The organism is Streptomyces rishiriensis, from assembly GCF_030815485.1.
In the GTDB taxonomy this organism is placed as follows: Bacteria; Actinomycetota; Actinomycetes; order Streptomycetales; family Streptomycetaceae; genus Streptomyces; species Streptomyces rishiriensis_A.
Window position 1 is genome coordinate 1,333,878 of record NZ_JAUSWV010000002.1, and the last position, 24,222, is coordinate 1,358,099.

Annotated in this window: 14 protein-coding genes and 1 pseudogene; 4 read left to right on the plus strand and 11 right to left on the minus strand. The window is 71.8% G+C overall.

What is annotated here, in order from left to right; all coding sequences use genetic code 11:
- The first annotated feature begins 21 nt into the window (after positions 1-21).
- Positions 22-2,502, plus strand: a complete 2,481-nt coding sequence (locus QF030_RS08325) for a SpoIIE family protein phosphatase (protein ID WP_307162017.1) — start codon at positions 22-24, stop codon at positions 2,500-2,502.
- Positions 2,503-2,584: 82 nt separating this feature from the next.
- Entirely contained in the window at positions 2,585-3,838 is a 1,254-nt protein-coding gene (locus QF030_RS08330; RefSeq protein ID WP_307162018.1) for a PP2C family protein-serine/threonine phosphatase, read from the plus strand.
- Positions 3,839-3,841: 3 nt separating this feature from the next.
- Here the strand turns inward: QF030_RS08330 and QF030_RS08335 are convergent, their stop codons facing one another.
- The 3 genes and pseudogenes from QF030_RS08335 to QF030_RS08345 form a co-directional block, all read right to left on the minus strand.
- Positions 3,842-4,267 (minus strand): hypothetical protein, encoded by a 426-nt coding sequence (locus QF030_RS08335; RefSeq protein ID WP_307162019.1) that lies wholly within the window; start codon positions 4,265-4,267, stop codon positions 3,842-3,844.
- 127 nt (positions 4,268-4,394) lie between these two features.
- Positions 4,395-10,834, minus strand: a pseudogene (locus tag QF030_RS08340) (RHS repeat-associated core domain-containing protein).
- Positions 10,835-10,984: 150 nt separating this feature from the next.
- Positions 10,985-15,415 (minus strand): LamG-like jellyroll fold domain-containing protein, encoded by a 4,431-nt coding sequence (locus QF030_RS08345; protein WP_373428748.1) that lies wholly within the window; start codon positions 15,413-15,415, stop codon positions 10,985-10,987.
- Positions 15,416-15,725: 310 nt separating this feature from the next.
- On the opposite strand from QF030_RS08345, the gene QF030_RS08350 reads away from it, so the two are divergent.
- Positions 15,726-16,460, plus strand: a complete 735-nt coding sequence (locus QF030_RS08350; protein WP_307162020.1) for a lysophospholipid acyltransferase family protein — start codon at positions 15,726-15,728, stop codon at positions 16,458-16,460.
- A gap of 86 nt (positions 16,461-16,546) precedes the next feature.
- Here the strand turns inward: QF030_RS08350 and QF030_RS08355 are convergent, their stop codons facing one another.
- From QF030_RS08355 to QF030_RS08390, 8 genes are all read right to left on the minus strand, one after another.
- Positions 16,547-18,079: an alpha/beta hydrolase gene (locus tag QF030_RS08355; RefSeq protein ID WP_373428885.1), complete on the minus strand. Its 1,533-nt coding sequence runs from the start codon at positions 18,077-18,079 to the stop codon at positions 16,547-16,549.
- A gap of 186 nt (positions 18,080-18,265) precedes the next feature.
- Positions 18,266-19,024, minus strand: coding sequence for an urease accessory protein UreD (locus tag QF030_RS08360; RefSeq protein ID WP_307162022.1), 759 nt, complete (start codon positions 19,022-19,024; stop codon positions 18,266-18,268).
- Between the two features lies 1 nt (position 19,025).
- Entirely contained in the window at positions 19,026-19,703 is a 678-nt protein-coding gene (gene ureG, locus QF030_RS08365; protein ID WP_307162023.1) for an urease accessory protein UreG, read from the minus strand.
- Between the two features lie 178 nt (positions 19,704-19,881).
- Positions 19,882-20,556 carry an urease accessory protein UreF gene (locus QF030_RS08370; RefSeq protein WP_307162024.1) on the minus strand — a complete coding sequence of 225 codons (675 nt, stop codon included), beginning with the start codon at positions 20,554-20,556 and terminating at the stop codon, positions 19,882-19,884.
- A 46-nt stretch (positions 20,557-20,602) separates the two neighbouring features.
- On the minus strand, positions 20,603-22,324 hold the full coding sequence (locus QF030_RS08375) for an urease subunit alpha (protein ID WP_307162025.1): 1,722 nt from the start codon (positions 22,322-22,324) through the stop codon (positions 20,603-20,605).
- A complete protein-coding gene (locus QF030_RS08380; RefSeq protein WP_307162026.1) occupies positions 22,317-22,628 on the minus strand; it encodes an urease subunit beta in 312 nt (103 codons plus the stop codon). The genes QF030_RS08375 and QF030_RS08380 overlap by 8 nt, the downstream gene beginning before the upstream one ends.
- Before the next feature lie 9 nt (positions 22,629-22,637).
- Positions 22,638-22,940, minus strand: a complete 303-nt coding sequence (locus tag QF030_RS08385) for an urease subunit gamma (protein ID WP_028807144.1) — start codon at positions 22,938-22,940, stop codon at positions 22,638-22,640.
- Between the two features lie 132 nt (positions 22,941-23,072).
- Positions 23,073-23,369, minus strand: a complete 297-nt coding sequence (locus QF030_RS08390) for a hypothetical protein (RefSeq protein ID WP_307167855.1) — start codon at positions 23,367-23,369, stop codon at positions 23,073-23,075.
- Between QF030_RS08390 and QF030_RS40550 the strand changes: the two genes are divergently transcribed.
- Positions 23,359-23,655, plus strand: coding sequence for a hypothetical protein (locus QF030_RS40550; protein ID WP_373428749.1), 297 nt, complete (start codon positions 23,359-23,361; stop codon positions 23,653-23,655). The genes QF030_RS08390 and QF030_RS40550 overlap by 11 nt on opposite strands.
- Positions 23,656-24,222: the final 567 nt, after the last annotated feature.

The following is a 24,222-nucleotide window of genomic DNA, read 5'->3' on the forward strand; positions in this document are numbered from 1 at the left end:
TCAGCGACAGAGAGGTCGGCCGTGGGCGCACACGACGAGGAAGACGTTGCCCGCCGGTGGTTCGACGTGGCGGACACCGCCCCCCTGCTGCTCGACACGCGGGGGGTGGTGACGAGCTGGACCAGGGACGCCGAGCGCATGCTGGGGTACCCGGCCGCCGAGGCGGTGGGCGGGGACCTGGCCGGGCTGCTCGCCCCCGGGGACGCCGGACGGCTGCCGTACGTCATGGACCGGTGCCGTCGGGACGGCGGCTGGGCGGGACTGCTGTCCGCCCGCCACCGGGACGGGCGGCCGGTGTCCGTGATGGCGCGGATCACCTCGGCCGACGAGCCGGGCGGCAGCGCGCGCTGGCTGGTCCTGCTCAACGAGATGGAGGACGCACCCGGCTGGGACATGAGCCGCGCGGTGCTGGAGCGGATGATCGGCGCCTCCCCGATCGGCATCGCGATGGTCGACACCGACCTGCGTTTCGTGTGGTCGAACGCGGCTCTGTCCGCGTTCGGCGGCGGTCCGCCCGAGCAACGGCTGGGGCTGCGGTTGGCCGAGGTCCAGCCGGGGCTGGACGCGGAGGCGATCGAGGCGCAGATGCGCCGGGTGCTGGCGACCGGCGAACCCGTCCTCGGCTTCGAGCTCGTGGGGCGGGTACGGGCCGCCCCCCACCGCGAGACGGCGCACATGCTGTCGTTCACGCGCCTGGACGACGACCGGGGCGGCCCGATGGGCGTCTACTACACGGTCGTGGACATGACCGACCGGCACCGCGCCCGGCAGCGGCTCGCCCTGCTCGACCGGGCCGGCCGGCGCATCGGCCGCAGCCTGGACATCGCCCGGACCGCCCAGGAACTGGCGGACGTGGCGGTGCCGGGCTTCGCCGATCTCGTCACCGTGGATCTGCTGGAGCCGGTGCTGCGGGGCGCGGAGCCCGCGCCCGGCCAGGCGCCGGACGGCCACGCGCCGGACGGCGCGGACGACTCCGTCACACTGCGCAGGGCGGGGCGGCGGCCGACCGGAGGCACCGGAGGGGCGACGGGCAGCCGGGAGGTCGTGCACCGGGCCGGCTCCCCCGCGGTGCGCTGTCTGGCCGGCGGGCGGCCCTGGCGGGTCGAACGCCTCGATCCGCTGGATCCGCTCGATCCGCTCATCGAGGAGTGGGTCGCGGGTCTGCCCGCCGGGTCCGCGCCGCCCAGTGCCCTGATCGTGCCGGTCCGGGCGCGCGGCGTCACCCTCGGCGTGACCACCTTCCTGCGGCGGGACCCGCACGAGCCCTTCGGCGAGGACGATCTGGTCCTCGCCGAGGACCTGGTCTCCCGCGCGGCCGTCTGCGTGGACAACGCCCGCCGCTACACGCGGGAACGGGACGCGGCCCTGGTGCTCCAGCGCAATCTGCTCCCCCGCAGGCTGCCCGATCAGGACGCGGTCGAGGTGGCCGCCTGCTACCGGCCCGCCGACGAGCTGACCGGCCTCGGCGGCGACTGGTACGACCTGATCCCGCTGTCGGGCGCGCGGGTGGCGCTGGTCGTCGGCGAGGTGCCCGGACACGGCATCGACGCCGCCGCGGCCATGGGCCGGGTACGGACCGCCGTGCGCACCCTCGCCGCCCTGGACCTGCCGCCGGAGGAGATCCTCGCGCACCTCGACGACCTGGTGACCCGGATGGACGACGAGGAGGGCGCGGCGGCGGAGACGGATCCGCAGGATCCGTGGACGGACGGCGCCCGGACGGTGGGCGCCGCGTGCGTGTACGTCGTCTACGACCCGGTCGACGGGCGGTGCGTGATGGCCGCGGCCGGGCACCCCGCTCCGGCCGTCATCCTGCCCGACGGCACCGTCACGTTCATCGAGCTTCCCCAGGGGCCGCCGCTCGGCGCGGGCGGGGCGCCGTTCGAGTCGGCGGAGGTGACCCTTGCGGAGGGCAGCACGCTGGCGCTGCACACCGACGGTCTGCTGGCCCGCGGCGAGCGGTGGGCACTGGACACGGACCGGGAGCGGCTGCGGCAGGCCCTGGAGCAGTCGGCGGACACGCTCGAGCTGCGCTGCGGGACGGTGATCGACGCCCTGGTCCCGGCCCGTCCGTACGACGACGTGGCGCTGCTGATGGCCCGGACCCGGCGGCTGCCGGCGGACCGGGTCGCCGACTGGGAGCTGCCCGCCGACCCGGCGGCGGTGGCCGAGGCCCGCAAGACCGCGAGCCGCCGGCTGGCGGAGTGGGGTCTGACGGAGCTGTCGTTCACCACCGAGCTGGTCGTGAGCGAGCTGGTCACCAACGCCATCCGGTACGCCTCCGGACCCATCCGGCTGCGGCTGATCCGCGAGCGCACCCTGGTCTGCGAGGTCTTCGACGGCGGCACCACCGCGCCGCATCTGCGCCACCCCCGCGCCACCGACGAGGGCGGCCGCGGGCTGCTGCTGGTCTCGCAGGTCACGCAGCGGTGGGGCACCCGCTTTCTCCCCGAAGGAAAGATCATCTGGGCGGAGCAGTCGCTCACGGATCCCGACGGGTGACCGGCTCCGCAAAGCGATGCATCCCCCCCATTCGTCACATGACATGAGAAACTGACGCAAGACCGGCGGATGGGGCGCGGCCATGAACGACAAAGCGATCGACTACGCGGCGGTGTTCCAGGAGCTGCCGGGCATGGTGGCGCTGCTGACGCCCGAGCTGGTGTACGCGGACGCCAACAGGGACTTCCTGCGGGTGACCGGCCGCAAGCACGAGCAACTGGTCGGCCGGCACCTCTTCGACGTCTTCCCCGACAACCCGAACGACGGGGCCGCGAGCGGCATGCGCAACCTGGAGGCGTCACTGCACCGGGTGCTGGCGACCGGCGAGCGGGAGGCCATGGCGCTCCAGCGTTACGACGTCGAGTCGAGCGAGCGGCCCGGCGAGTGGGACGAGCGCTACTGGAGCCCCGTCAACGCGCCCGTCCACGGTCCGGACGGCTCGGTGGTGCTGCTGGTGCACCGGGTCGAGGAGGTCACCGAGCTGATCCGGGCCCGCGGCGGCCGCGGGACGGCCGGGGACGCCGCGCGGGCGGGCAGCCGGGGCCGCGTCCTGGAGGCCGAGCTGTACACCCGGGCCCGTGAACTCCAGGAACTCAACGAACGGCTGCGGCTGGCGCACGCCCGTGAGCGTGAGGTGGCCCTCGCCCTCCAGGAGGCGATGCTGCCCGCCGGACGGCAGGTCGGGCACCACCGGGCCGCCGTCCGCTACCGGCCGGCGGTCGGCGCGCTCAACGTGTGCGGGGACTGGTACGACCTGGTGGACCTCGTCGGCGGGAACCGCCTCGGCGTGTCGGTCGGCGACGTCGTCGGGCACGGCCTGGAGGCCGCCGGGGTGATGGGCCAGCTGCGCAGCGCGCTCAGCGCGACCTCCCGGGTCGCCTCGGGCCCGGCCGAGGCGCTGAACGTCCTCGGGCGGTACGCGCACGTCGTGGACGGCGCCGAATCCGCCACGGCGGTCACCACCTTCATCGACTTCGACCACCACACCATCACCTACAGCAGCGCCGGGCACCCTCCGCCCGCGCTCGTCCACACCGACGGCCGGGTGGAGTTCCTCGACCGGGCCACCGACCCCCCGCTCGACGCGCGGCCCACGCCGATCCCCCGGCCCCAGGCGCGCACCTCCTACGCCAGCGGCGCCACCCTCGCCCTGTACACCGACGGACTCGTGGAACGGCGGCGTGAGGACATCGACACGGGCCTCGCCCGCCTCGCCGACGCCCTCACGCGCCACCGGGACGCCGACCCGGAGGCCCTCGCCGACGCCGTCCTGCTGGAGTTGCTGCCGCCCGGGGGCGCGACCGACGACACGGCGCTGGTGATCGTGCGGCTGTGAGTGCTAGCGGCGATCGATGCCGGGCAGGTGGACGCCGTAGAAGTCCAGCATCGTGAGGGTGCGGGCGCGCGTCCGCTCCTTCATGTACGGCCAGGCGGCTTCCACGAGGCCGTCGGCGTTCAGAAGCTGTTCGAGGACCTCGAAGTAGGCGGCGCCCCGGACGCTCTCCAGGGAATGCGCGGTGAGCCGCTCCACGAAGTCCCAGCAGCGCGCCAGCAGTTCAGGGTCCGGAGCGTCGCTCTCCAGCTGCGGCATCAGGACCGGCGTGGTGAGGCATTCGGCGAGCAGCCCGTACAGGTCCACGGCGACGGCTTCGGTCCGGACGGCCGCCTCCGCCGGCATCTCGTACTTCTCGGCGATGAACTCCGCACACTCCGGGAGGGTGCGCAGCAGGAGGGCCGGGATGTCGTCGGCGGGGATCTCGCTCATGTCTCTCGCAGTCTCTTCCGGGTCGGTGTGTCGCGTCGTCGTGCGGAGGGTGTCCAGGACAGGACGGGGGGCAAGCGCGGGGGCCTGCCACGCGTGGTGCGCGGCAGGCCCCCGGGCTCGGCGAGTGTCAGGCGCAGTTGCCGCTCGACGGGTCGCAGACCGATGATCCCCCACCCTGGTCGACGAACGGGTCGACCATGGAGTCACTCACTCCGACCGGGTCCACGATGTCCTTGAACATCTCCCACGAACCCCGGCCCCAGCCGTACTCCTTGACGTAGGAGGGAGCCTGGGCCACCTGGAGGAGGCCGCCCGCGACGCCCAGGGTGCGGGAGAAGCCGCGCAGCCGGGTGGGCTGCCCGACGGGCGCGGGGCCCTTGAGCTTCGTACCGGGCGTGAAGTCCTGCCCCGTCAGGTCCTTGACGGCCGGCGTCTTCATCACGGCGTCGAAATTGGTCTTGACGCTGGACTTCATGCCGGCGTCGGCGTCCATCCTCTTCTTGACGTTGCCCGTGACGTCACGCGAGTTCAGCGCACCAAAGAGCTCCTTCGCCTCGGCCTTGGCGACCGCCAGGTCCTTGTCGGACAGGAGGTTCTTCTTGTTGCCCTTCTCCGACTCCCTGGCCTTGCGGTCGAGGTCCAGGACGTCCGAGAGGGCCTTCATGGTCGACCACCCCTTCTGGAGGTGGAGTTCGTCCTTCCCGGGGAGCCGCTCTCCGGTGTTGAACTCGTAGATGAGCGCCGCCGATATCTTCCCGTTGCCGAAGACCTGCTTCGCCTTGGCCTTGGGATAGATCTGCTGGAGCGCCCCGGACAACTTCTTGTTGCTGACCGCCGGAGCCTGCGCCCGCCGCTGCATGAAGCCCGGGTTCTTGTTGGGAACCTTGTTGAAGAGCTTCGCGATCGCCTTCTGCACCGCCTTGAAGAGGGCGGCGAACCCGAAGAACTTGCCGTCCGGGTCGGCGTACACCAGCGGGTTGTTGTTGCCGTAGGTGTAGCCGTGCATCTGCTGCGGGTCGGACAGGTTCATCACCGGGTCGACGGAGAGGAACCGGCCGGTCGCCGGGTCGTACTCGCGGGCGCCCAGGTGGGTGAGCCCGGTGTCCTTGGTGTCGTCGATGCCGCCGACGAACCCTCGCGTGCTCGGCCAGGCGGCCGGAGCGGTGCCCCGGGCCTCACCGAACGGGAGGACCCTGCGCTGGGTGAGAGCCAGATCCGTCGCGGCGACGGCCAGCAGACCGGTTCCGTGGTGGTCGGCGAGGGTGAAGGAGAAGGTGCCGTCGTCGGCACGGATCGCCTGGTGGCCGCTGCCGAGGTCCAGGTAACGGGTCGCCTTGGCCTTGGCCGCGCCCTTGTCGAGGGTCACGTCGGTGTGGCCGAGGTGCAGGGTGGTGCGGGCGCCGGTGCGGGAGAGCAGCCGGTTGCCGTTGGCGTCGTACAGGTACTCGGTGACGTTGTCCGGCTTGCCGTCGACGGGCTCGGTCACTTTGGCGAGGAGCCCCTCGGCGTCCCAGTCCAGGTGCTGCCTGCCGCGGTCGGTGGTGTTGCCTGTCAGGTCGTACTTGTAGTCCGTTCTGGTCGTCCCGGCCGGTCCCTGGCTGGTCACCGAGGTCAGCGTGTGGGCCTTGGCCGTCCCCGGAGCGGGGTACTCGTACGAGCGCTTGACGTCCTTGGTGGCGTCGCCTCCGGTGTGGTGCCGGGTGTCGGTCAGCCGGTTGCCGGCCTTGTCGTAGGTGTACGACTGCCAGTACGGGGCCGGGCCGCCGAGCTTGGCGCCGGACGGCGCGGCGGCACAGGTCTGGTCGCCCTGCGTCCACGCCTCGGTCATGCGGCGCAGGTGGTCGTAGGTGAAGCACTGGTTGTCGGTGCCGGTGCGGGAGACGTCGTTCAGGGAGAGGACGTTGCCGGCCTCGTCGTAGCGGAAGGTGACGTTCTGGTCGACGCCTGCCTGCTCCTCACGGTCGACGCGAGTGGTCGCCAGGCGTTGCGTTCCCCACTCATAGGTGTTGGTGACCTGCGTCTTCTTGCCGCCGCTGGTCAGCCCCAAGGTGTACACCAGCGGTTTTCCGGTCTGGCTGTACGTGGCCGTGGAGGTCATGCCCTGGCCGAACACGGAGACCGGCCGCAGGGTCTGGTCCTCGTAGGTGTAGCCGACCGAACCGCCCGGCAGGGAGCCGGCCGCGGAGTAGCTGAGCGAGGCGACCAGACCGGAGGGCTTGTAGGCGGTGCCGGACTGGTAGGTGCCGGCCAACGCGCCTTCGTCGGCCGGGATCACGGTCGCCGTCTTGGTCGCCCGGTACAGCTTGTCGTACGCGGTGACCGAGGTCGTGTACGCGGCGTCACCGACGTAACGGGTGGAGTCGGCGAGCTGGCCCTTGGCGCCGGCCACCGTGTCGTAGGTCCACTTGACCCGCAGCCTGCCCGTGGCGGAGCCCTCGCGCAGCTCGGTCTTGCGGCCCAGCCCGTCGTAGGCGTTGACCAGGGTGCCGTTCGCGTCGGTGCTGGAGATCACCTGGTTGCGGTCGTCGTACCTGGTGTCGGTGCGGCCCTTGTCCGGGTCGGTGATGGAGAGCTGGTTGCCCCGCTGGTCGTAGGTGTGGCTCCAGCTGTTGCCCGCCGGGTCGGTGACCTTCATCAGCTCGCCCGACGGGCTGTGCTCATAGGTGGTCGTGTCGTACGCGGACTCGGGCGCCCGCGCCTGGTGTTCGCGCAGTTCGATGACGTTGCCGCGGGCGTCGGTGACGGTGGTGACGGTGGTGGCGCCGACCGGCGGGATCACCGTGGTCCGGTCGCCCGCGTAGATCGTCTTCGTGGTGCTGAGGACGGCGCCGCCGTCGCCGTTGCCGGCGATCTGCTTCTCCTCGACCGCGCGGGCCAGACCGTCGAAGGCGGTGCGGGTCTGGGTCTCCACCGACAGCGCGTCGGCGGGCTTGAACAGCTCGGTGACGGGGCTGCCCGTGCTGTAGTACGGGGCGAACGTCTTGGCTGCGAGGCCGCGTTCGTCATAGAAGACGTCGGAGATGATCCGGCCGCCGTCCGGGCCCGGTGCCTGGGACTGACGCTCCCGCAGGAAGCCGTCGTACAGCTTGAACGACGTGATCTGGCCACCCTCGTTGTTCAGCAGCCTGGTCGCGACGGCGACCGGCTTGCCCTCGGTGACCGTGTAGCCGTACTCGTACGTCGGCACGCCGCTCGTGGCGCGGTCGGCGAGCCAGACCTTGGTGGAGCGGCCGAGGGCGTCGTAGGCGTAGTTGGTGACGTTGCCGTTGGTGTCGGTCTGCTTGAGGAGCAGTCCGCGCAGCGGGTCGAGCTCCTTGACCGTGGTCTGGGCGGTGGCCGGGACCGCCGGGTCGGCGGGCGGGGTGGTGGTCTTGGTCTGGGTGGGCAGTCCTGTGGTCGGGACGAACGCCGTCGTGGTGGTACGGCCGTCCGAGCGCACGGTGCGTACGGGGGCGGCGTCGCCGGTGACGGTGATGTCGGCCGTCAGGTCGGTGACCGTCAGCTCGCGACCGTAGTCGTCGTAGGTGGCGCCGGCCTCCAGGTAGGTCGCCTTGGTCCCGTTGTGGCTCTTCAGGGGCGCGGTGCCGGTGGGGTCTCCCTTGGTCGGCGCCGCGCCGTAGGCGCCGCCGTCGTAGGCGGTGCGGATGTCGTCGATGACGTCCTTGCTCCGGTCGACCGCGGCGTCACACGCCTTGGCGACGGTCTCCACCCGGGAGGGCAGCACCAGGATGTTCTTGTCGGTATTGGTGGCGTACGTGGTCCGGACGCACTGGTTGTCGGTGGCCGTGGCGGTGTCGCCGCGGTCGTCGACCTGGGTGACCCGGCCGGCGACGGTGTCGTGGGTGGCGGAGCTGGAGGTGCTGCGCCACTTGACGCCCGCGCCGTCGTCCAGGGAGGTCCAGGCCTGGCTTTCGGAGACGCCGGTGAGGTCGGCGGTGACGGTGCCCCAGTCGCGCGTCTTCTTCGCCGTCTCATGGTGCCAGGGCCGGTTGACGGTCTTGGCGACCACCTTGCCGCCGGGACGGTCGAAGGCGGCGGTCCTGTACTCCAGGCCCGCGGCCGAGGCGTGGTCGGTGATCGGGTCGCCCTCACCGGAGTCGAGGGAGACGGTCACGGACTTGGTGCCGCCCGTGGTGTCCTTGCGGTCGCCGTCCATGCCGCGCAGGAACCAGTGGTCCTCCTGCGACTTCATGGCGGCCGCGCCGCCCTGTCCGCCGTTCTTCACCCGGACGTGGCCGTAACCGCGCCACTGCGACCAGGTCTTGTACTTCTCCTTGGTGAGGCCGTCGTCGTCGTCGAAGTGCCAGGCGGCGCCGTCGAGGTACTCGTAGGCGGTCACCTGGTCGGGGGCGCCGCCGGTGCGGTCGGTCGCGACGACGGAGGTGACGACGTACTTGTTGAACCACTCGCGGTCGGGGGCGTCGGTGCTGTCGCCGCCGATGAACTGCGGGAAGCAGCGCGTGGTGTTGGTCTGCGGGGTCGGCAGGGCGTCCGCGTCGCAGGCCGGCGCCGAGTAGCCGGCGTCGATCTGGCCGCCGGACTCGTCGGCCACGGTGGACAGACGCGCCTTGATGAAGGGGGCGTAGCCGTCGCCGATCCGGTCCAGCCGGTTGGCGAGCTGGGTGTAGGCGAAGGTGGTCTTCGGCAGGGTGATCGGCGTCGTGCCGGTGTGGCCGGTGTGCTGCACGCTGTCGAGGAGCAGCTGGGGTAGTCGGTGTCGGCCATGCCCCAGCGCTGGCCGAGCTTCCAGGAGTCGACCTTGCCGTAGGTGCCGTCGGCCTTCAGCAGCTGGGTGGTGACCGCGGTCAGCCGCTTACGGGTCCAGAAGGAGGGCGACAGACGGCCGTCGTCGCACTTGGTCTCGGCCTTGCAGTTGAGGTCCCACGGCGTGTCGTACCAGTAGGACGCCTTGGCGTCGATGGTGTCCACGGCACAGGTCACGCCGTCCTGCGGCAGGCACCGCTCGGCGTTCTCGAAGACGACCTGGGCGGCGGGCTTGTCCGCGAACATCCGCGAGGACCGCAGCCCGTAGTCGATGCGCTCCAGGTAGCCGCCGCGGGTGTACGGGGTGTCGTCGTCGGCCTTGAGGTTGCGGCCGTAGGAGTTGGCCTCCTTGACGTAGTGGTAGCCCATCGCGTTGCCGTGGGTGTCGACGACGTAGTCGAGGTTCCACCGCCAGGCCTGCTGGCACCAGGATCCGGCGAAGTCGGAACCATGGCACGGCTCACCCGTGTTGTTGCCGTAGACCGGCACGGTCCAGGTGGAGTCGGTGCTCTCCTTGCCGCTCGTCCAGCCGGGCAGCCGGTGGTAGCCGAAGAAGTAGGCGGTGCCGTCCGGGGTGGTCACCCGCCAGTACTCGCCGTCGTCGTCCCCGTTGCCACGGGCGGTGTCGGTCAGCCGGGCGACGCGGGTGCCGTCGTCCTGCTTGAGCCTGAACTCGTCCTCGCCCGCGGGGACGAGCTCGCCGCCCTTGCCGTTGAAGGAGATGAACGCGTTGTCGTAGGACCAGCACAGGTCGCCCGGCTTGCCGCCGTCGGCCTTCTTCTCGCCGTCGTCGGCGCAGGGCTTGTAGCGGCGCTCGATGAAGCCGGGCGACAGGTCGAAGCCGTCGCCCACCCAGGAGCCCTGGTTGTTGGTGCCGCCGGTGCGGCCGTCGATCGAGCCCGAGGAGTAGTCCAGGCTCACGTCCGGCGTGAGGTCGCCGGGCACGTCGGGCGCCGGCATGTCGTACGACCAGGTGAAGTCACCGGTGTTGAGATTGGTGGTCCAGGTCGCCGACGGGGACAGGGAGGTGGCCTTGAAGTCGCCCTTCTCGCCGCCGGTCTCGGCGGCTGCGGCCAGGACCGTCATGCCGCTCGATCGCAGACTCACCGTGTTCGCGGTGAGGGTCTGCCGGTCGGTGTCGTTGGCGGCGGCGACCGGGGTGGCCGTGCGGCACTCGTCCTTCGCGGGTGTGGTGAGGGCGCAGGCGGGCAGTTCGACGAGGTTCAGCCGGGAGGCGTAGCCACCGCCGTAGGCCTGGGCGAAGTCCCCGTAGTCCACGGTGACGGCGACCTTGCCGGCTTCGGCCGGCGTGGTGCCGGCCGGGGTGAGGCCCTGGGGGCGGTCCTTGGCCTCCAGGGTGAACAACAGGCCGTCCACACCGGCGCGTCGGGCCTGCTCAGAGCCTCGCACCGCGGCCTCGACCGTCCCCTGTACGGATTCCCGGGCCTTCTTCACCGGGGCGATCGTCAGCGGCAGCGCACCGGCCCGCTGCGCGGTGGGGGCCTTCTTCGTGGTGCGTCCGGGCAGCTCCACCGTGGCGGTGCCGGCCTCGGGCCAGGAGCCCTTGGGCTTCTGGCCCGGCGTCTTCGGGCCGCGGGTCAGGGTGCGGGGCCTGACCTTGACGCCCTCGGTGCCGGAGACCGTCTTGTCGGCCTTGGGCACACCGGGCAGGGGATGGCCGTCCGCGGCCTGGGCGGGCGAGGCCGCGGCCTGGATCAGTCCGCCGAGCATCAGGGCCGACACGACCAGGGACACCGGTCGGTGCAGGGCTGTGGGAGAGAAACGTGGGGGTTTGCGTCTCATGCGTATGCCGTCCGTCGCTGCGTGGCGCCGGGCCCGCCCGTGGCGTGGCCCGGCGTCGCTGTTGGATGCGGAGTGCGCCGAAGGGCGCGGGAAGCCGGGGAGTACGGGCGGTGCGCGCGGGGTCGTCCCGGCGTCACCGCCCGTGCGACGTCAGCTGCCGGCCGGGACCTGGGTGGGCACGTCGAACCAGGAGCCGGAGAGCTCGCCGACCTGGCTGTCGTCGAGCGCCCCCTGGAAGAACCAGACGTCGTCGATCACGCCGGGGAAGTACTCGGCCCCCGTGGCGCCGGTCTTCGTCCGTCCGACCTGGAGCGACTTGCCGGCCTTGGTGGTCAGCATGTTCTCGCCCCAGGCGATCATGTCCTGGCAGGAGGTTTCGTCCGCCGTGCCGTCACCGTCGGCGTCCTCGCAGGCGGCCTCCTGGAGCACGCCGTTGACGTACAGGCGGGCCTGCTTGGCGAAGCCGTCGTAGACCAGGGCCAGGTGGTTCCAGTCGGTCACACCGCTGAACTCCGTGTTGGCCAGGCGTGCCGTCGTGGCGTCCGAGGCGTCCGCGTTCGGCAGTTCGATCTCCCAACTGCCCAGACCCTCAGGATCGTTCGCGTCCGGGACGAAGTGCACCGCGAAGGGACTCCGGCTGGCGCCCTCCGCGCTGACCACCGCCGCGTTCTGGGTGGGGATCGACGCGGCCTGGGCCCAGGCGGTGACGGTGAAACTGGCGCTCGTGTCGACCGGGACCGCCGGAGCACTCGCGTAGCCGGCCTTGCCGTCCAGCTCCAGGCCGCCCTCCATGAACCCGGCGCCGATCTTCGCGCCGCCCGCCAGTGACAGGGCGGCCGTCCGGCCGGCGTCGTCCGGCGAGGCGGAGCCGGTGGTGGCGTCCAGCTTCCAACGGGCGTTGAGCAGCGCTCGCTGCTTGAACAGCTGCTGCACCTCGTCGGCCGACACCGGCCGGTCGAAGAGGCGCACGTCGTCGATCTGGCCGGGGAAGAAGGACGTGGTCTTGCCCTCGAACGCGCTGGCGCCGATCTGTACCGCGCCCCCCGCGTACCAGGTCGAGGGCAGGGCGGTGGTGCCGGCCAGGGTGCCGTTGACGTACAGCGAGAGCTGGCCGGCCACGGTGTCCTGGACGCCGACCAGGTGCGTCCACTCACCGCCGTAGGCGGTGGTGCCCTCGGGCTGCATGGCCCGCACCACCGTGGAGTCGGCGGTGTCGGCGCTGTGCTGGTTGAACACCCAGCGGTCGTAGGAACTGGAGTAGTACAGCTCCGGGCCCGTCACCACGTCACCGGTCTGCGAGGCGACGCTCGCGGCGTGCGTGGGTTTGGTCTTCGTCAGCTTCACCCAGGCGGAGACGGCGAAACTGTACGAGGTGTTGATGTGCGGACCGCTGGTGGCGGCGTAGTCGTCGGTCCCGTCCAGCGTCAGCGCGTTGCCGTCGACGCCGGGCGAGCCGGCGGTGGCGCCGCCCTTGAGGACCGCGGGGTTGACATCGGCACGGCCGCTCAGGGCGGTCGCGTCGGCGGCCTCGTCCAGGTGGAAGACGGCGCGGGCCGGGCGTCCGGCACCGATCGCGTTCGAGCTGAACAGGCCGGCCACCTCGCCCGCCGACAGCGGCTTCTCGAAGGTCTTCACCTCGTCGATGGCGCCGGGGAAGGGCGACGCCGGCGTGTCACCGAGGAAGCTGCCGCCGATCGTCATGCCGCGCCGCGCGTTCCACGGCGTGGAGTAGGCCGTGGACCCGGCCAGCGTGCCGTTGACGTAGAGCTTCAGCAGTTTCTCCCCGGCGGCGTACTCACCGACCAGATGGGTCCATTCCCCGGCCTTGACCCCGCCCGCGGCGGCCTGCATGGCCCGTACGGGGGTGCCGGCGGTGCTGTCGGCGCTGTACTGGTTGAACACCCAGCGGTCGTAGCCCTTGGAGTAGTACAGCTCGAAGCCGGGCGCGTTGTTGCCCCGCTGGGAGGCCACGACCGCCGCGCCGGACGGCATGGCGGACAGCTTCACCCAGGCCGACACCGAGAAGCTGACGTCGGTGTCGATGGTGGCGACGTCGCCGGCGGCGTAGTCGTCGACGCCGTCGAACTGCACCGCGGTGCCGAACCTGCCCTCGACCCCCGGTGTCGGGTTGCCGTACAGAGCGGCGCTCTGCTCGGGTGCGCTGCCCGCCGCCTCGGTGGCGCCGGCCGCCTCGTCCATCCCCCAGTCGGCGCGCTCGAGCTGCCCCGCCTTCACCCGGAACTGGTAGGTACGGATCTCGGAGCCGTTGCCTGCCGCGTCGAACGCCCGGGCGGTGACGAAGTTGAGGCCGGACCTGGCCGGCAGCATCCTCGCGATCTTCGCCGCGCCCGCGGACGTGGTGATCGCGTTCTTCGACGAAGGATCGCCGTTGATGCCGAACCAGTACTTCGTCACGTCGGTGTCGGCGGCCTTGAGCTGGAACGAGCCGTACTGGCCGACGCCGTCGAACCACGGGTCGTCCGGGTTCTCCGGGTCCGAGGCCGGATACTCGGCGGACGTGACGACCGGGGCCTTCGGGACCTTGGTGTCGTAGGTGAAGTAGCAGCCCGTCGGATCGCCCGCGCTGGACCACGGGGAGTACTGCGCCCCGTCATAGCTGCGCGCGTACCAGCTGATCTGCTTGTTCTCGGGCAGCGAGGAGGGCAGGGTCAGCGAGAAGCTCGAGCCGGACTTCTTCAGGCTGGTCCGGGCGGGCTTCCAGCGGGGGATCACTCCCTTGCCGTCGCCGGAGTCCCAGGCCGCCTCGATCTGCACGCCGACGGTGTCGCCGTCCGGGTCCGTGACGCCGTTGGCGTAGATCTTGCCGAGGGTGCGCACGCGCGGTGCGTCGGCCGGGCGCTTGCAGGTGCCGCCGTACTCCATGGTGAGCTGCGACATCTTGATCTGCGACGGCGGACGGTTGTACTTCACCCGCAGATACGCCTTGTCAGAGAACCGCTTCCAGCCGTAGATGTCGCTCTCGCTCGCGGCCTGCATGCCGAACGTCATCGTCGACGACTTGGCGTTGGCCGCCGTCTGCACGGCGGACCTCACGTCGAACTCGGCGTCCTTGGCCGAGCAGCCCTCGTAGCCGTAGGCGAAGGAGTCCGTCTTCAGCTTGTCGATCCAGAAGCCGGACGCGTTCTGCGAGTTCCAGGTGGTCGACGCGGAGATGTCCTTCGTGCGCCACAGCTCCACGCTGCGCGCGCCGCACGACGCGGACCACACGTTCCGTACGACGAACTCGGCGGACAGGACGGTCTTGCCCGCGAACTTCGACACCGGGATGCGGTAGAAGAGCCGCTTGGTGTCGTTCGGCTGGCAGTAGGCCCAGCCGCAGTAACCGAGGCCGGCGTTGTTCTCGCCGTTGAACTTCCACTGCGGTGACGAGGCCCAGTACTTGGACGCCATCGTCCACGCGGCGGCGCGCGGCGAGTACCACTGGGGGTCGATGAACACCGGGTAGGTGGTGTCCTCGCCCTTCAGCACGTCCGCGTCCGGGGTCAGGACCAGCTCCCCGCCGCCGGCCGGGATGTCCACCCCGACCGGGGCGAGCCTCGCCGACTCCCCGGCAGCGGGCTCCTCGCCCGCAGCACCCGTCTGTCCGCTCACGCCGGTGGCGGTGGTCTGCTCCCCACCGGCGCTCGCCTCCGCGGGAGCGGCTCTACCGGCCAGGGCCCGCCCCGTCGGCGACGCCTTCCCCGCCGGGAGGGTCTCCCCGCTCGGGGTTGCCTTCCCCGCCGGGAGCGCTGCCTTCCCCGCCGGGGTGGCCCCCTTCGCCGGGGCGCTCGCCCGCGGCGCCCCGCTCCGCTGTGCCGGTTCCCGGGTGCTGGAGTCCCACATCACGGGCTTGGGCGCCTCGAACACGGCGCTCCCGGCGCCCTGGTCGACGGCTTCCAGACCGCCCTCGGACGTCTCACGGACGTTCATGCCCTCGGCGGAGAGCTTCAGCCGCAGCCGGGTCAGCTCCGGATCGGACGCCGCCTGGGCGGACTTGACGACGAGCAACTGGGTGAAGCCGTCCTCTTGGGCGCCCATCCGCAGGTCGACGCCCGGCAGGACGTCGCGGTAGGTCGCCGTGGCCCCGTCGAGGACGGGGGCGGGCAGCTCGCCCGGCCAGGACAGGGCCAGTTCGCGCCCGGCCTTCTCCATCCGCACCAGCGGCGCGTCGCCGCCCGCGGAGAATTCGAGGCCCACGGTGGTCGCGCCCGGGGCGACCGTCCCCTCCGAGGTCTTCACCAGATCGGTGTCGACCGGCTTCCACTCGCCGCCCACCCGGGTCCGCACGGGGCGCAGATACTCGCGCGCCTCCAGATTCCCGTCGGGTGTGGCATACACATCGCTGCTCTCCGACCGGAGAGACCCGACCTCGACGCTCTTGCCGGACCGTTTCGCCTCGGTCAGGGCGTCCTGCGTGGTCGTCGCCCCGTTCCCGGCCGTGGTCTTCGTCCGGGCCGGAGCCGTCGGGGCGGCGGGCACCGCCGCGGTCACCGGCGTCACCCCGATCCCCATGGCCGTCACCAGCGCCAGCGCCAAGGCCGACGTCCGGGCATGTCTTCGCGTCAACACGCGCCCCCGCATTCACAGTTCACTGCACGACTCAGTGAGAAAGCACTGAGGAAAGATGGTCAATCACGCAGCGTAAGTAAGAAGTTGATGAAGATCCATGGAAATCAATGCGACATCTGCGACGTCTCACCCTCGTCGGATGTGAGACCCGACACGGTTGCGGAAAGATTCGTGGAGATTCGACGAAAAAGCGCCGCGCGCGCCTTCCCGGCGGCCGCACATCGCCACCCGCGGCTCCCTGCGGCTTGCTGCGCGGCGTCCAGGGGCAGCACCCTGGTCACGCGGCCATCCCGCCGATCCGCCGGAGTGAGGAGCGACCCCCTTGTTCTACTACGTGCTCAAGTACGTCTTGCTGGGCCCCCTGCTGAGACTGGTCTTCCGGCCTCGGATCGAGGGCCTCGAGCATGTACCCGACTCGGGAGCGGCGATCGTCGCCGGGAACCACCTGTCGTTCTCGGACCATTTCCTGATGCCCGCGATCCTCAGGCGCCGCATCACCTTCCTCGCGAAGGCGGAGTACTTCACGGGTCCCGGCATCAAGGGCCGGCTGACCGCGGCCTTCTTCCGCAGCGCGGGCCAGATCCCGGTCGACCGCTCCGGCAAGGAGGCCGGCCAGGCCGCGATCCGCGAGGGCCTCGGCGTGCTCGGCAAGGACGAACTGCTGGGTATCTACCCGGAGGGAACCCGCTCGCACGACGGCCGCCTGTACAAGGGCAAGGTCGGGGTGGCGGTGATGGCGCTCAGGGCCCGGGTCCCCGTCATTCCCTGCGCGATGATCGGCACCTTCGAGGCACAGCCGCCCGGCAAGGTGATCCCGACCCTGCACCCCGTGGTGATCCGCTTCGGCGAGCCGCTCGACTTCTCCCGCTACCTCGGCATGGAGAACGAGAAGGCGGTGCTGCGCGCGATCACCGACGAGATCATGTACGCGATCCTGACGCTGTCCGAGCAGGAGTACGTGGACCAGTACGCGGCCGTGGCCAAGGCGGAGGCGGCCGCGGCGAAGGCGGTCAAGGCCGAGAAGGAGCGCAGGTTCCCGCGACTGCCCTCGCGTTGACCTCTGCCGTCGGCTGATGTTCCGTCAGAACGCGGGGAAGGGCGGCCGGATCGCTCCGGCCGCCCTTCGTTGTCGTGCGGGCTGTGCTACGGCTTGGGCGTGGCGTGCGGCGCGCAGGTCACGTCCGCGGTGTCCAGCTTGCCGGTGAGGAGGTAGGCGTCCACCCGGGTGTTGATGCAGGTGTTCACCAGGCCGGTCACTCCGTGGGAGCCGGCGTCCCTCTCGGTGATCAGGCGGGAGCCCTTGAAGCGCTTGTGCAGTTCGACGGCGCCCTCGTACGGAGTGGCCGCGTCATCCGTGGACTGCACGATGAGCACCTGCGGCAGGTCCTTGTGGCTCTTGACGTCCACCGGGGTCTGCTGCTTGACCGGCCAGAAGGCGCACGGCAGGTTCATCCATGCGTTGGCCCAGGTCATGAAGGGGTAGTCCTTGTTGAGCCGGGTGTTGTCGCTGTTCCACTTCCGCCAGCTGGTCGGCCACTTGGCGTCGGTGCACTCGACCGCGGTGTAGACGGCGTTGCCGTTCTCCGAGGAGATGTTCCCGGCCGTGTCGGTCAGGTCCGGTGCGGCCGCGTCGACGAGCGCCTGGGTGTCTCCCGCGAAGTACTTGCTGAAGACGGTGGCGACCGGGACCCACGAGGAGTCGTAGTACGGGGCGCTCTGGAAGAAGGAGATCAGCTCGGCCGGGCCGACGATCCCGCCGATGGGGCTCTTCTTGGCGGTCGCGCGCAGTTCGAGCCACTTGGCCTGGACGGCGGCGCGGGTGGTGCCGAGGTGGAAGGTGGCGTCGTTGGCGGCGACCCAGTCCTGCCAGTCCTTCCAGCGGCCCTCGAAGGCGACGTCCTGGTCGAGGTTGGCCTCGTACCAGATCTTCTCGCGCGAGGGGTTGACCACGCTGTCGACGATCATGCGGCGCAGATGGCCGGGGAACATGGTGCCGTAGACCGCGCCGATGTAGGTGCCGTAGGAGACACCCAGGAAGTTCAGCTTCTTCTCGCCCAGAGCGGCGCGGATGACGTCCAGGTCGCGGACGGTGTTCGGGGTGGTCATCTGCGCCAGCACGGCTTCGCCGCTGCGCTCGGCGCACCCGTCCGCGTACTCACGGGCGAGCTTGATCTGGGCGAGCTTGTCGGCCTCGCTGTCCGGGACCGGGTCGGCCTTCGGCGCCTTGACGAACTCCTGCGGGTCGATGCAGGAGATGGGCGCGGAGTGGCCGACCCCGCGCGGGTCGAAGCCCACGAAGTCGTAGGCCTTCGCGACGTTGGTCCAGACGGGGGCCTTGGTGGTGACACGGCGCGGGAAGCGCAGGCCCGAGCCGCCGGGGCCACCGGGGTTGTAGACGAGCGCGCCCTGGCGCTCCGCGGCCGTGCCCGTGTTGCCGATGCGGTCGACGGCGAGCTTGATCTTCGGGCCGTCGGGCTTGGCGTAGTCGAGCGGCACGGTGACCCAGCCGCACTGGATCGGCTTCTCCAGGCCCCAGTCGGCGGGGCAGTCCTGCCAGTCGATGCCCGCCTTGCCGGCGCGCTCCGCGGCGATCGCGGCGCCGCGCGCCTCCCGGTCCTGGCCCGGCCGGCTGCTGGTCGCGCTGGCCGTGGGCGCCGCGAAAGCGCCGGCGAGCATCGTCGCGGCGACGAGTACGCCGGCCGAGCCGAGCGCCGTGGTGCGCTTGTTCGGTCGTATGTCCTTCAAGTGGGAACTCCCCTACCTGGTGATGGCGGCAGGGGGATCCTCGCGGCTGTGAGGCACCTGGGAAAAGGTGTCGTTGACCTTCTTTGCCAATCCGATAACCGGAAAGTGATGTACCGCTCACCGGATGTCGACATCGGCGAGCGCCTCGTCCAACGCCCGCCGCAGCCGCAGCGCATCGGGCGCGACGGCGGTGACCAGGGCGGCAGGCCCGGCCAGCGGCATGACGCGGGCGTACTCGCCGACGCTCCGCGCCGCCGTCGGCGACTGGCGGAACTCGGGTCTCACGACGACGAGTTGGCCCACGGCTCGCTGCCCCGCGAGGACGGCGGGCCCGTCCCAGCCGCCGGGCGCGCTGGGTCCGCAGGCCAGTTCCTGATCGAGGACGACCCGCCCGGCGACCCGCACGGTGAGCCGGCTGGTCAGCCTCCCCGGCTCCTCCCCCACCCGGCCGAGCACCTGCTCCTCACGCAGGACGAGCCGGGCACCGGCCGCGAGCTCGGCCCGCGTGGCGACGAACAGATCGCTCCCCTTCGCCGAGATCAACTGCTCGGGCAACCAGCGCAGTTCGCCGCCGTCGGCGACCGTCAGGCGTACGTCGTAGTGGGCCTCGTCCTTCGCCTGCCCGGGCAGGGCGATGGTGGCGGCGGCCGAACCGACGTGCAGCCGGGCGCCGTCGCCGACTTCGGCCTCGACGGCGAAGCGGTCACCGCCGAGTGGTCCGCTCATCGCGCCGACGAGCATGACGCGTGCCTCGCCGCCGGTGGCCCGGGTGCGCCGCAGGGCGAGCGGTCCGTCGCTCTCCAGGACGGGCAGGGCGGTCCCCCCGCGTCCGTCGGCCCTCGCCCCGATCCGCGCGGTGGCGTGCACTCCGCTCATGTCACGCCGTCCAGGCGGCGAACTGCGCCCGCACCCACGCGGCGACGTCCGCGACACCTGCCTCGCTCCGCAGCGACTGGAAGACGACGGGGAGTTCGGCCCGCTGCGCCTTGGCGTCGGCGGCCATCCGGGCGAGGTCGGAGCCGACGTACGGCGCGAGGTCGGTCTTGTTGACGACGAGCAGGTCGGCGGTGGTGACGCCGGGGCCGCCCTTGCGTGGGATGTCGTCACCGCCCGCGACGTCGATGACGAAGATCTGCGCGTCCACGAGACCCTTGGAGAAGGTGGCGGTGAGGTTGTCCCCACCGGACTCGACGAGGATCAGGTCCAGCGGCCCGACCTCGTCCTCCAGATCCTCCACGGCCTCGAGGTTGGCGGAGATGTCGTCCCGGATCGCGGTGTGCGGACAGGCGCCCGTCTCGACGGCCGTGATCCGCTCGGGCGGCAGCACCGCTTCCCGGAGCAGGAACTCGGCGTCCTCCCGCGTGTAGATGTCGTTGGTGACGACGGCGAGGGACAGTTCGTCCCGCAGCGAGCGGCAGAGCGCCGCGACGGTGGCGGTCTTGCCGGAGCCGACGGGACCGCCGAGGCCGATGCGCAGGGCGCGCCGCGAGCCGTCGCCCCGACGGGCGTCGGCGCCGACGGCGGCGGGTCCTTCGTGGATGTGGTCGAGATGCATGGCTACGGCTCCTCAGGTCAGCCCGTCCGGCGTCTGCGGACGAGGCCCGTTTCAGGGCCGAACGGGGGTCCGGGGGCAACGCCCCCGGCTCGGAAGGGGAAGCGAAAGGAGGGGAAGGGGAAGGGGTGAGAAGAGGCGGCGGGGGCGGCTGCAGCCGGCAGCGGTTGCGCCGCGGGCGCTAGGAGGCGAACAGCCGTACCGGCCAGGCGGCATGCACCTCCGCCCCGATCTCCAGCAGCGGCGCCGAGGCCGCCGGCAGCGCGTCGGCCCCGGCCGTCGGGACGGCCGACCCCGCCGCCACCGCCCGGTCGACCACCCGGTCCAGTTCCGGCGCCAGCCGGGCCAGCACCGCTGTCGCCTCGAAGGGGTCGAGGCTGAGCAACCGCACCACGGCGGTCGCCGGTCCGCTCACACTCTCGTAGACCGCGCAGTACGCCGCGTCCGCCGCCCCGAGTCCGGCCGCCCGCGCGGTCAGTCCCAACACCACGGGCTGATGAGCCCCCTTGGGGAACGCGCGGGCCAGAGCGTCGAGTTCGGCGCTCGGCCAGGTCGCCCGGGCGGCCCGCATCAGCTGCCGGCCCAGCTTCCTGGCGGTCAGCCGCAGCGCCGGGGACGGGGTGCGGGCGTCCGCCGCCGCGTCCAGCTCCGCCGGGTCCGCGCCGGCCGCGGCGGCGGCCGCCAGCGCCGCCGTCACCAGCCCGGCGGTGTGCAACCTCCCGCAGAGGAAGGCCTCCAGGCTCGTCGCGCCGGTGATCCGTCCCGCCCGGACGGCCTCCTCGGCCCCGCCGGAGTGCGCGTGTCCTCCGGCGGGGAAACGGCCGTCGGCCAGGACGAGCAGTGCGGCCCTTGTCACATCGACGTCCTCAGAACAGAGATCGGCACGGCATCGGAACACCGGGTCAGAACAGGAAGTAACGCTGCGCCATGGGCAGTTCGGCGGCCGGTGTCGCCTCGACCAGCTCACCGTCGATGTGCACGGCGAAACTGTCGGGGTCGACCTGGACCCGCGGCCGGGCGTCGTTCTCCCGCATGTCCGCCTTGGTCACCCCGCGCGTGGAGTCGATGGCCACGAACCTCTTGCCCAGCTGCAACCGTTCCGGCAGGCCGTCCTCGATCGCGAGCGGCGCCACGAAGTTGAACGAGTTCGACGCGGGCGCCCGGCCGATCGCCCCGTACATCGGACGCGGCAGGATCGGCTGCGGCGTCGGGATGGAGGCGTTGGCGTCGCCCATCTGCGCGTACGCGATCTGCCCGCCCTTGATGACCAGGTGCGGCTTGACGCCGAAGAACGCCGGCTCCCACAGCACCAGATCGGCGAGCTTGCCGCCCTCGACCGAGCCGATCTCGCGGGCCAGGCCCTGGGCGAGCGCGGGGTTGATCGTGTACTTGGCGATGTAGCGGCGCACCCGGTGGTTGTCCGCCCGGCCGTCGCCCGGCAGGGGCCCCCTGCGCCCCTTCATGACGTGCGCCGTCTGCCAGGTCCGCAGGACGACCTCGCCGACCCGGCCCATGGCCTGCGCGTCGGAGGAGATGATCGAGATCGCCCCGAGGTCGTGCAGGACGTCCTCGGCGCCGATCGTCGACGGCCGGATCCGCGACTCGGCGAACGCCAGGTCCTCCGGGACCGCGGGGTTGAGGTGGTGACACACCATCAGCATGTCGAGGTGTTCCTCGGCGGTGTTCACCGTGTACGGCCGCGTGGGGTTCGTCGAACTCGGCAGCACGTGCGGCTCGGAGACCACGGTCATGATGTCCGGCGCGTGCCCGCCGCCCGCGCCCTCGGTGTGGTACGCGTGGATGCCGCGCCCGGCGACAGCGGCGAGCGTGTCGCCGACGAACCCGGCCTCGTTGAGGGTGTCCGTGTGGATCGCGACCTGGATGCCCGTCCGGTCGGCGACGGTCAGCGAGGCGTCGATGACGGCCGGCGTCGAACCCCAGTCCTCGTGCAGCTTCAGGCCGAGCGCTCCGCCCCGGATCTGCGAGAGCATGGCGTCCTGCGAGACGGTGTTGCCCTTGCCGAGGAAGCCGATGTTCAGCGGGTACTGCTCCATCGCCTCCAGCATCCGCGCGAGGTGCCACGGCCCGGGCGTCACGGTGGTCGCCTTCGAGCCCTCGGCCGGCCCGGTGCCGCCGCCGACCAGCGTGGTGACCCCGGCGGACAGCGCCTCGTCGGCGATCTGCGGACAGATGAAGTGGACGTGCGCGTCGACCGCGCCGGCCGTCAGGATCCGTCCGTTGCCGGCGATGATCTCGGTCTCCGGGCCGATGACCAGGTCCGGGTGGACCCCGTCCATCGTGTCGGGGTTGCCGGCCTTGCCGATACCGGTGATGCGCCCGTCGCGGATGCCGACGTCGGCCTTCACCACGCCCCAGTGGTCGACGACGACCGCACCCGTGATGACCGTGTCGGGCGTGCCGTCCGCGCGCGTGGCGCGGGACTGTCCCATGGATTCACGGATGACCTTGCCGCCGCCGAAGACCGCCTCCTCACCGGCGAGGCCCGGTCCGCCGCAGCGGTCCTCCTCGATCTCGATCAGCAGGTCGGTGTCGGCGAGCCGGATACGGTCGCCGGTCGTCGGGCCGAACAGGTCGGCGTACGCGGCACGCGAGATCTCAGGCATCGAGGGCACCTCCGGTCTCCCCGCGCAGACCGGGCACGACGCGGGCGCCGGCGAGCGGGACGAGTTCGACGTCGACGGGGATCCCGGGTTCGAAGCGCACGGCGGTGCCGGCGGCGACGTTCAGCCGCCGGCCGCGCGCGGCGGCGCGGTCGAACTCCAGACCCGGGTTGGCCTCGGCGAAGTGGTAGTGGGAGCCGACCTGGACGGGCCGGTCGGCGGCGTTGAGAACGGTGAGCCGGGTGACCTCGCGGCCCTCGTTGAAGACGACCGGGTCCGCGGCGAACAGGATCTCTCCGGGAATCATCCGGCCCCCTCAGACGATCGGGTCGTGGACGGTGACGAGCTTGGTGCCGTCCGGGAAGGTGGCCTCGACCTGGACGTCGTGGATCATCTCCGGGATGCCCTCCATGACGTCGTCGCGGGTGAGCAGTTTGCGGCCGGAGGACATCAGCTCGGCCACCGTACGGCCGTCCCGCGCGCCTTCGAGGATGTGCGCCGTGATGAGGGCCACGGCTTCCGGGTGGTTGAGCCTGAGCCCGCGGGCCCGGCGTTTCTCGGCGACATCGGCCGCCACGTGGATCAGCAGCCTCTCCTGCTCGTGCGGGGTCAGTTGCACGTCCCACCTCACATCCTCGCTCCGGACCGTGCGGGGCCCGGTTGCCGCGGCCACGGGGGAAAGACCCTGGTGGCATGGATCGGCAGGCTAGTTGGACCGCATTTCGAGCAAGTTAACCGAGCTGTGATCCGTTCAGGCCCCCGGCAGCGGGGGCGACACGCTCACCGATGCGCGCAGCCCGGCACGCAGCACCTCCACCGGGACGGGCCCGTACAGCGGCTGCCGGACGAGGATGCCCGGCACGGCGGCGATCACCGTGCGGGCCACATGGTCGGGCACCACGTCGGAGCGCATCGTCCCGGCCCGCTGGCAGGCGACGACGATCCGCCCCCACGCCTCCCGCACACCCCGGCAGCCCTCGCTCGGGATCGCCGACAGCTCGGCGTGGCGCGGCGTCCACGGGACCGTATACGGCGCGGTGGACGTCACGACCGGGGGACTCGAACGGCTGACCGCCTCGGCCGCGAGTCCGCCCGTCGCCCAGTTGCTCCAGCAGGCGGTCGCCCGGCAGGCGGCCGCCTCGGGCACCGCCGGGAAGACCGTGGACGTGGTGGCGGCTCCGGCCGCCGACCGGCGCGGGTCGGCCCTCGTCCCGGGTGTGCTGCCGCCGGCCCCCGCCGGCCCCCGCCGGATCGCGGTTGGCGCGGTGGCGTCCCTGCTGGGCCTGCGCGGGATCCGTGCGGTGCTCGCGCCGGCCGGGGGTGCTCACCGGTGAGTGGTGGGCGGAGGCCGCGGTGCTGCGGCTGTCGACGTCGGCGGTGAGCGCGGCGGTGGCGGGGGCTGCGCCGCGTTGCCGGGCACGCCGGGCATCGGAGCCGTGTCGTTCGGGGTGATGCTCCTCGGAAACCCGTTCCCCGGGGCGGCCTCGGCGCCGCGGATGCCGCCGGGGCCGGTCGGGGCGATCGGCCGGTGGGTGCCGCCGGGCGCCGGTACGACCTTGCTGCGCCCCGTGTCGTTCTTCGACGGGAGCGGCGGCGACCGGCCCGCGCTCACGCCGGCCCGGCGGGCCGCGCCGGGCCCGGGGCGGTACTGCCGGGGCCCGGCTGGAGCCGGGACCGATCCGGGCCGAGCCGGCCGCCGAGGCGCGGCGGTCCGCACCAGTCGAGCTGCGCGCGCCGACGCTCGCGCGGGCGCTGCGCGTCCCGGACGGGGAGCGCCGTACCGCGCGCCTCACGCTGCCTCCGCTCTCCGACAGTTGACCCGGCCCGTCCGCCCCCCGTCCGGACCGCTCACGCCCAGGAGGCGACGACGCGACCGGAGTTGAAACGACCCAGAAGAGGTA

Excerpts from the sequence above, each read along its gene's own strand:
- QF030_RS08330 (WP_307162018.1), top strand. The coding sequence starts at position 2,585 with ATGAACGACAAAGCGATCGACTACGCGGCGGTGTTCCAGGAGCTGCCG.
- QF030_RS08335 (WP_307162019.1), bottom strand. The coding sequence starts at position 4,267 with ATGAGCGAGATCCCCGCCGACGACATCCCGGCCCTCCTGCTGCGCACC.
- QF030_RS08345 (WP_373428748.1), bottom strand. The coding sequence starts at position 15,415 with ATGCGGGGGCGCGTGTTGACGCGAAGACATGCCCGGACGTCGGCCTTG.
- QF030_RS08355 (WP_373428885.1), bottom strand. The coding sequence starts at position 18,079 with ATGCTCGCCGGCGCTTTCGCGGCGCCCACGGCCAGCGCGACCAGCAGC.
- QF030_RS08360 (WP_307162022.1), bottom strand. The coding sequence starts at position 19,024 with ATGAGCGGAGTGCACGCCACCGCGCGGATCGGGGCGAGGGCCGACGGA.
- ureG (WP_307162023.1), bottom strand. The coding sequence starts at position 19,703 with ATGCATCTCGACCACATCCACGAAGGACCCGCCGCCGTCGGCGCCGAC.
- QF030_RS08375 (WP_307162025.1), bottom strand. The coding sequence starts at position 22,324 with ATGCCTGAGATCTCGCGTGCCGCGTACGCCGACCTGTTCGGCCCGACG.
- QF030_RS08380 (WP_307162026.1), bottom strand. The coding sequence starts at position 22,628 with ATGATTCCCGGAGAGATCCTGTTCGCCGCGGACCCGGTCGTCTTCAAC.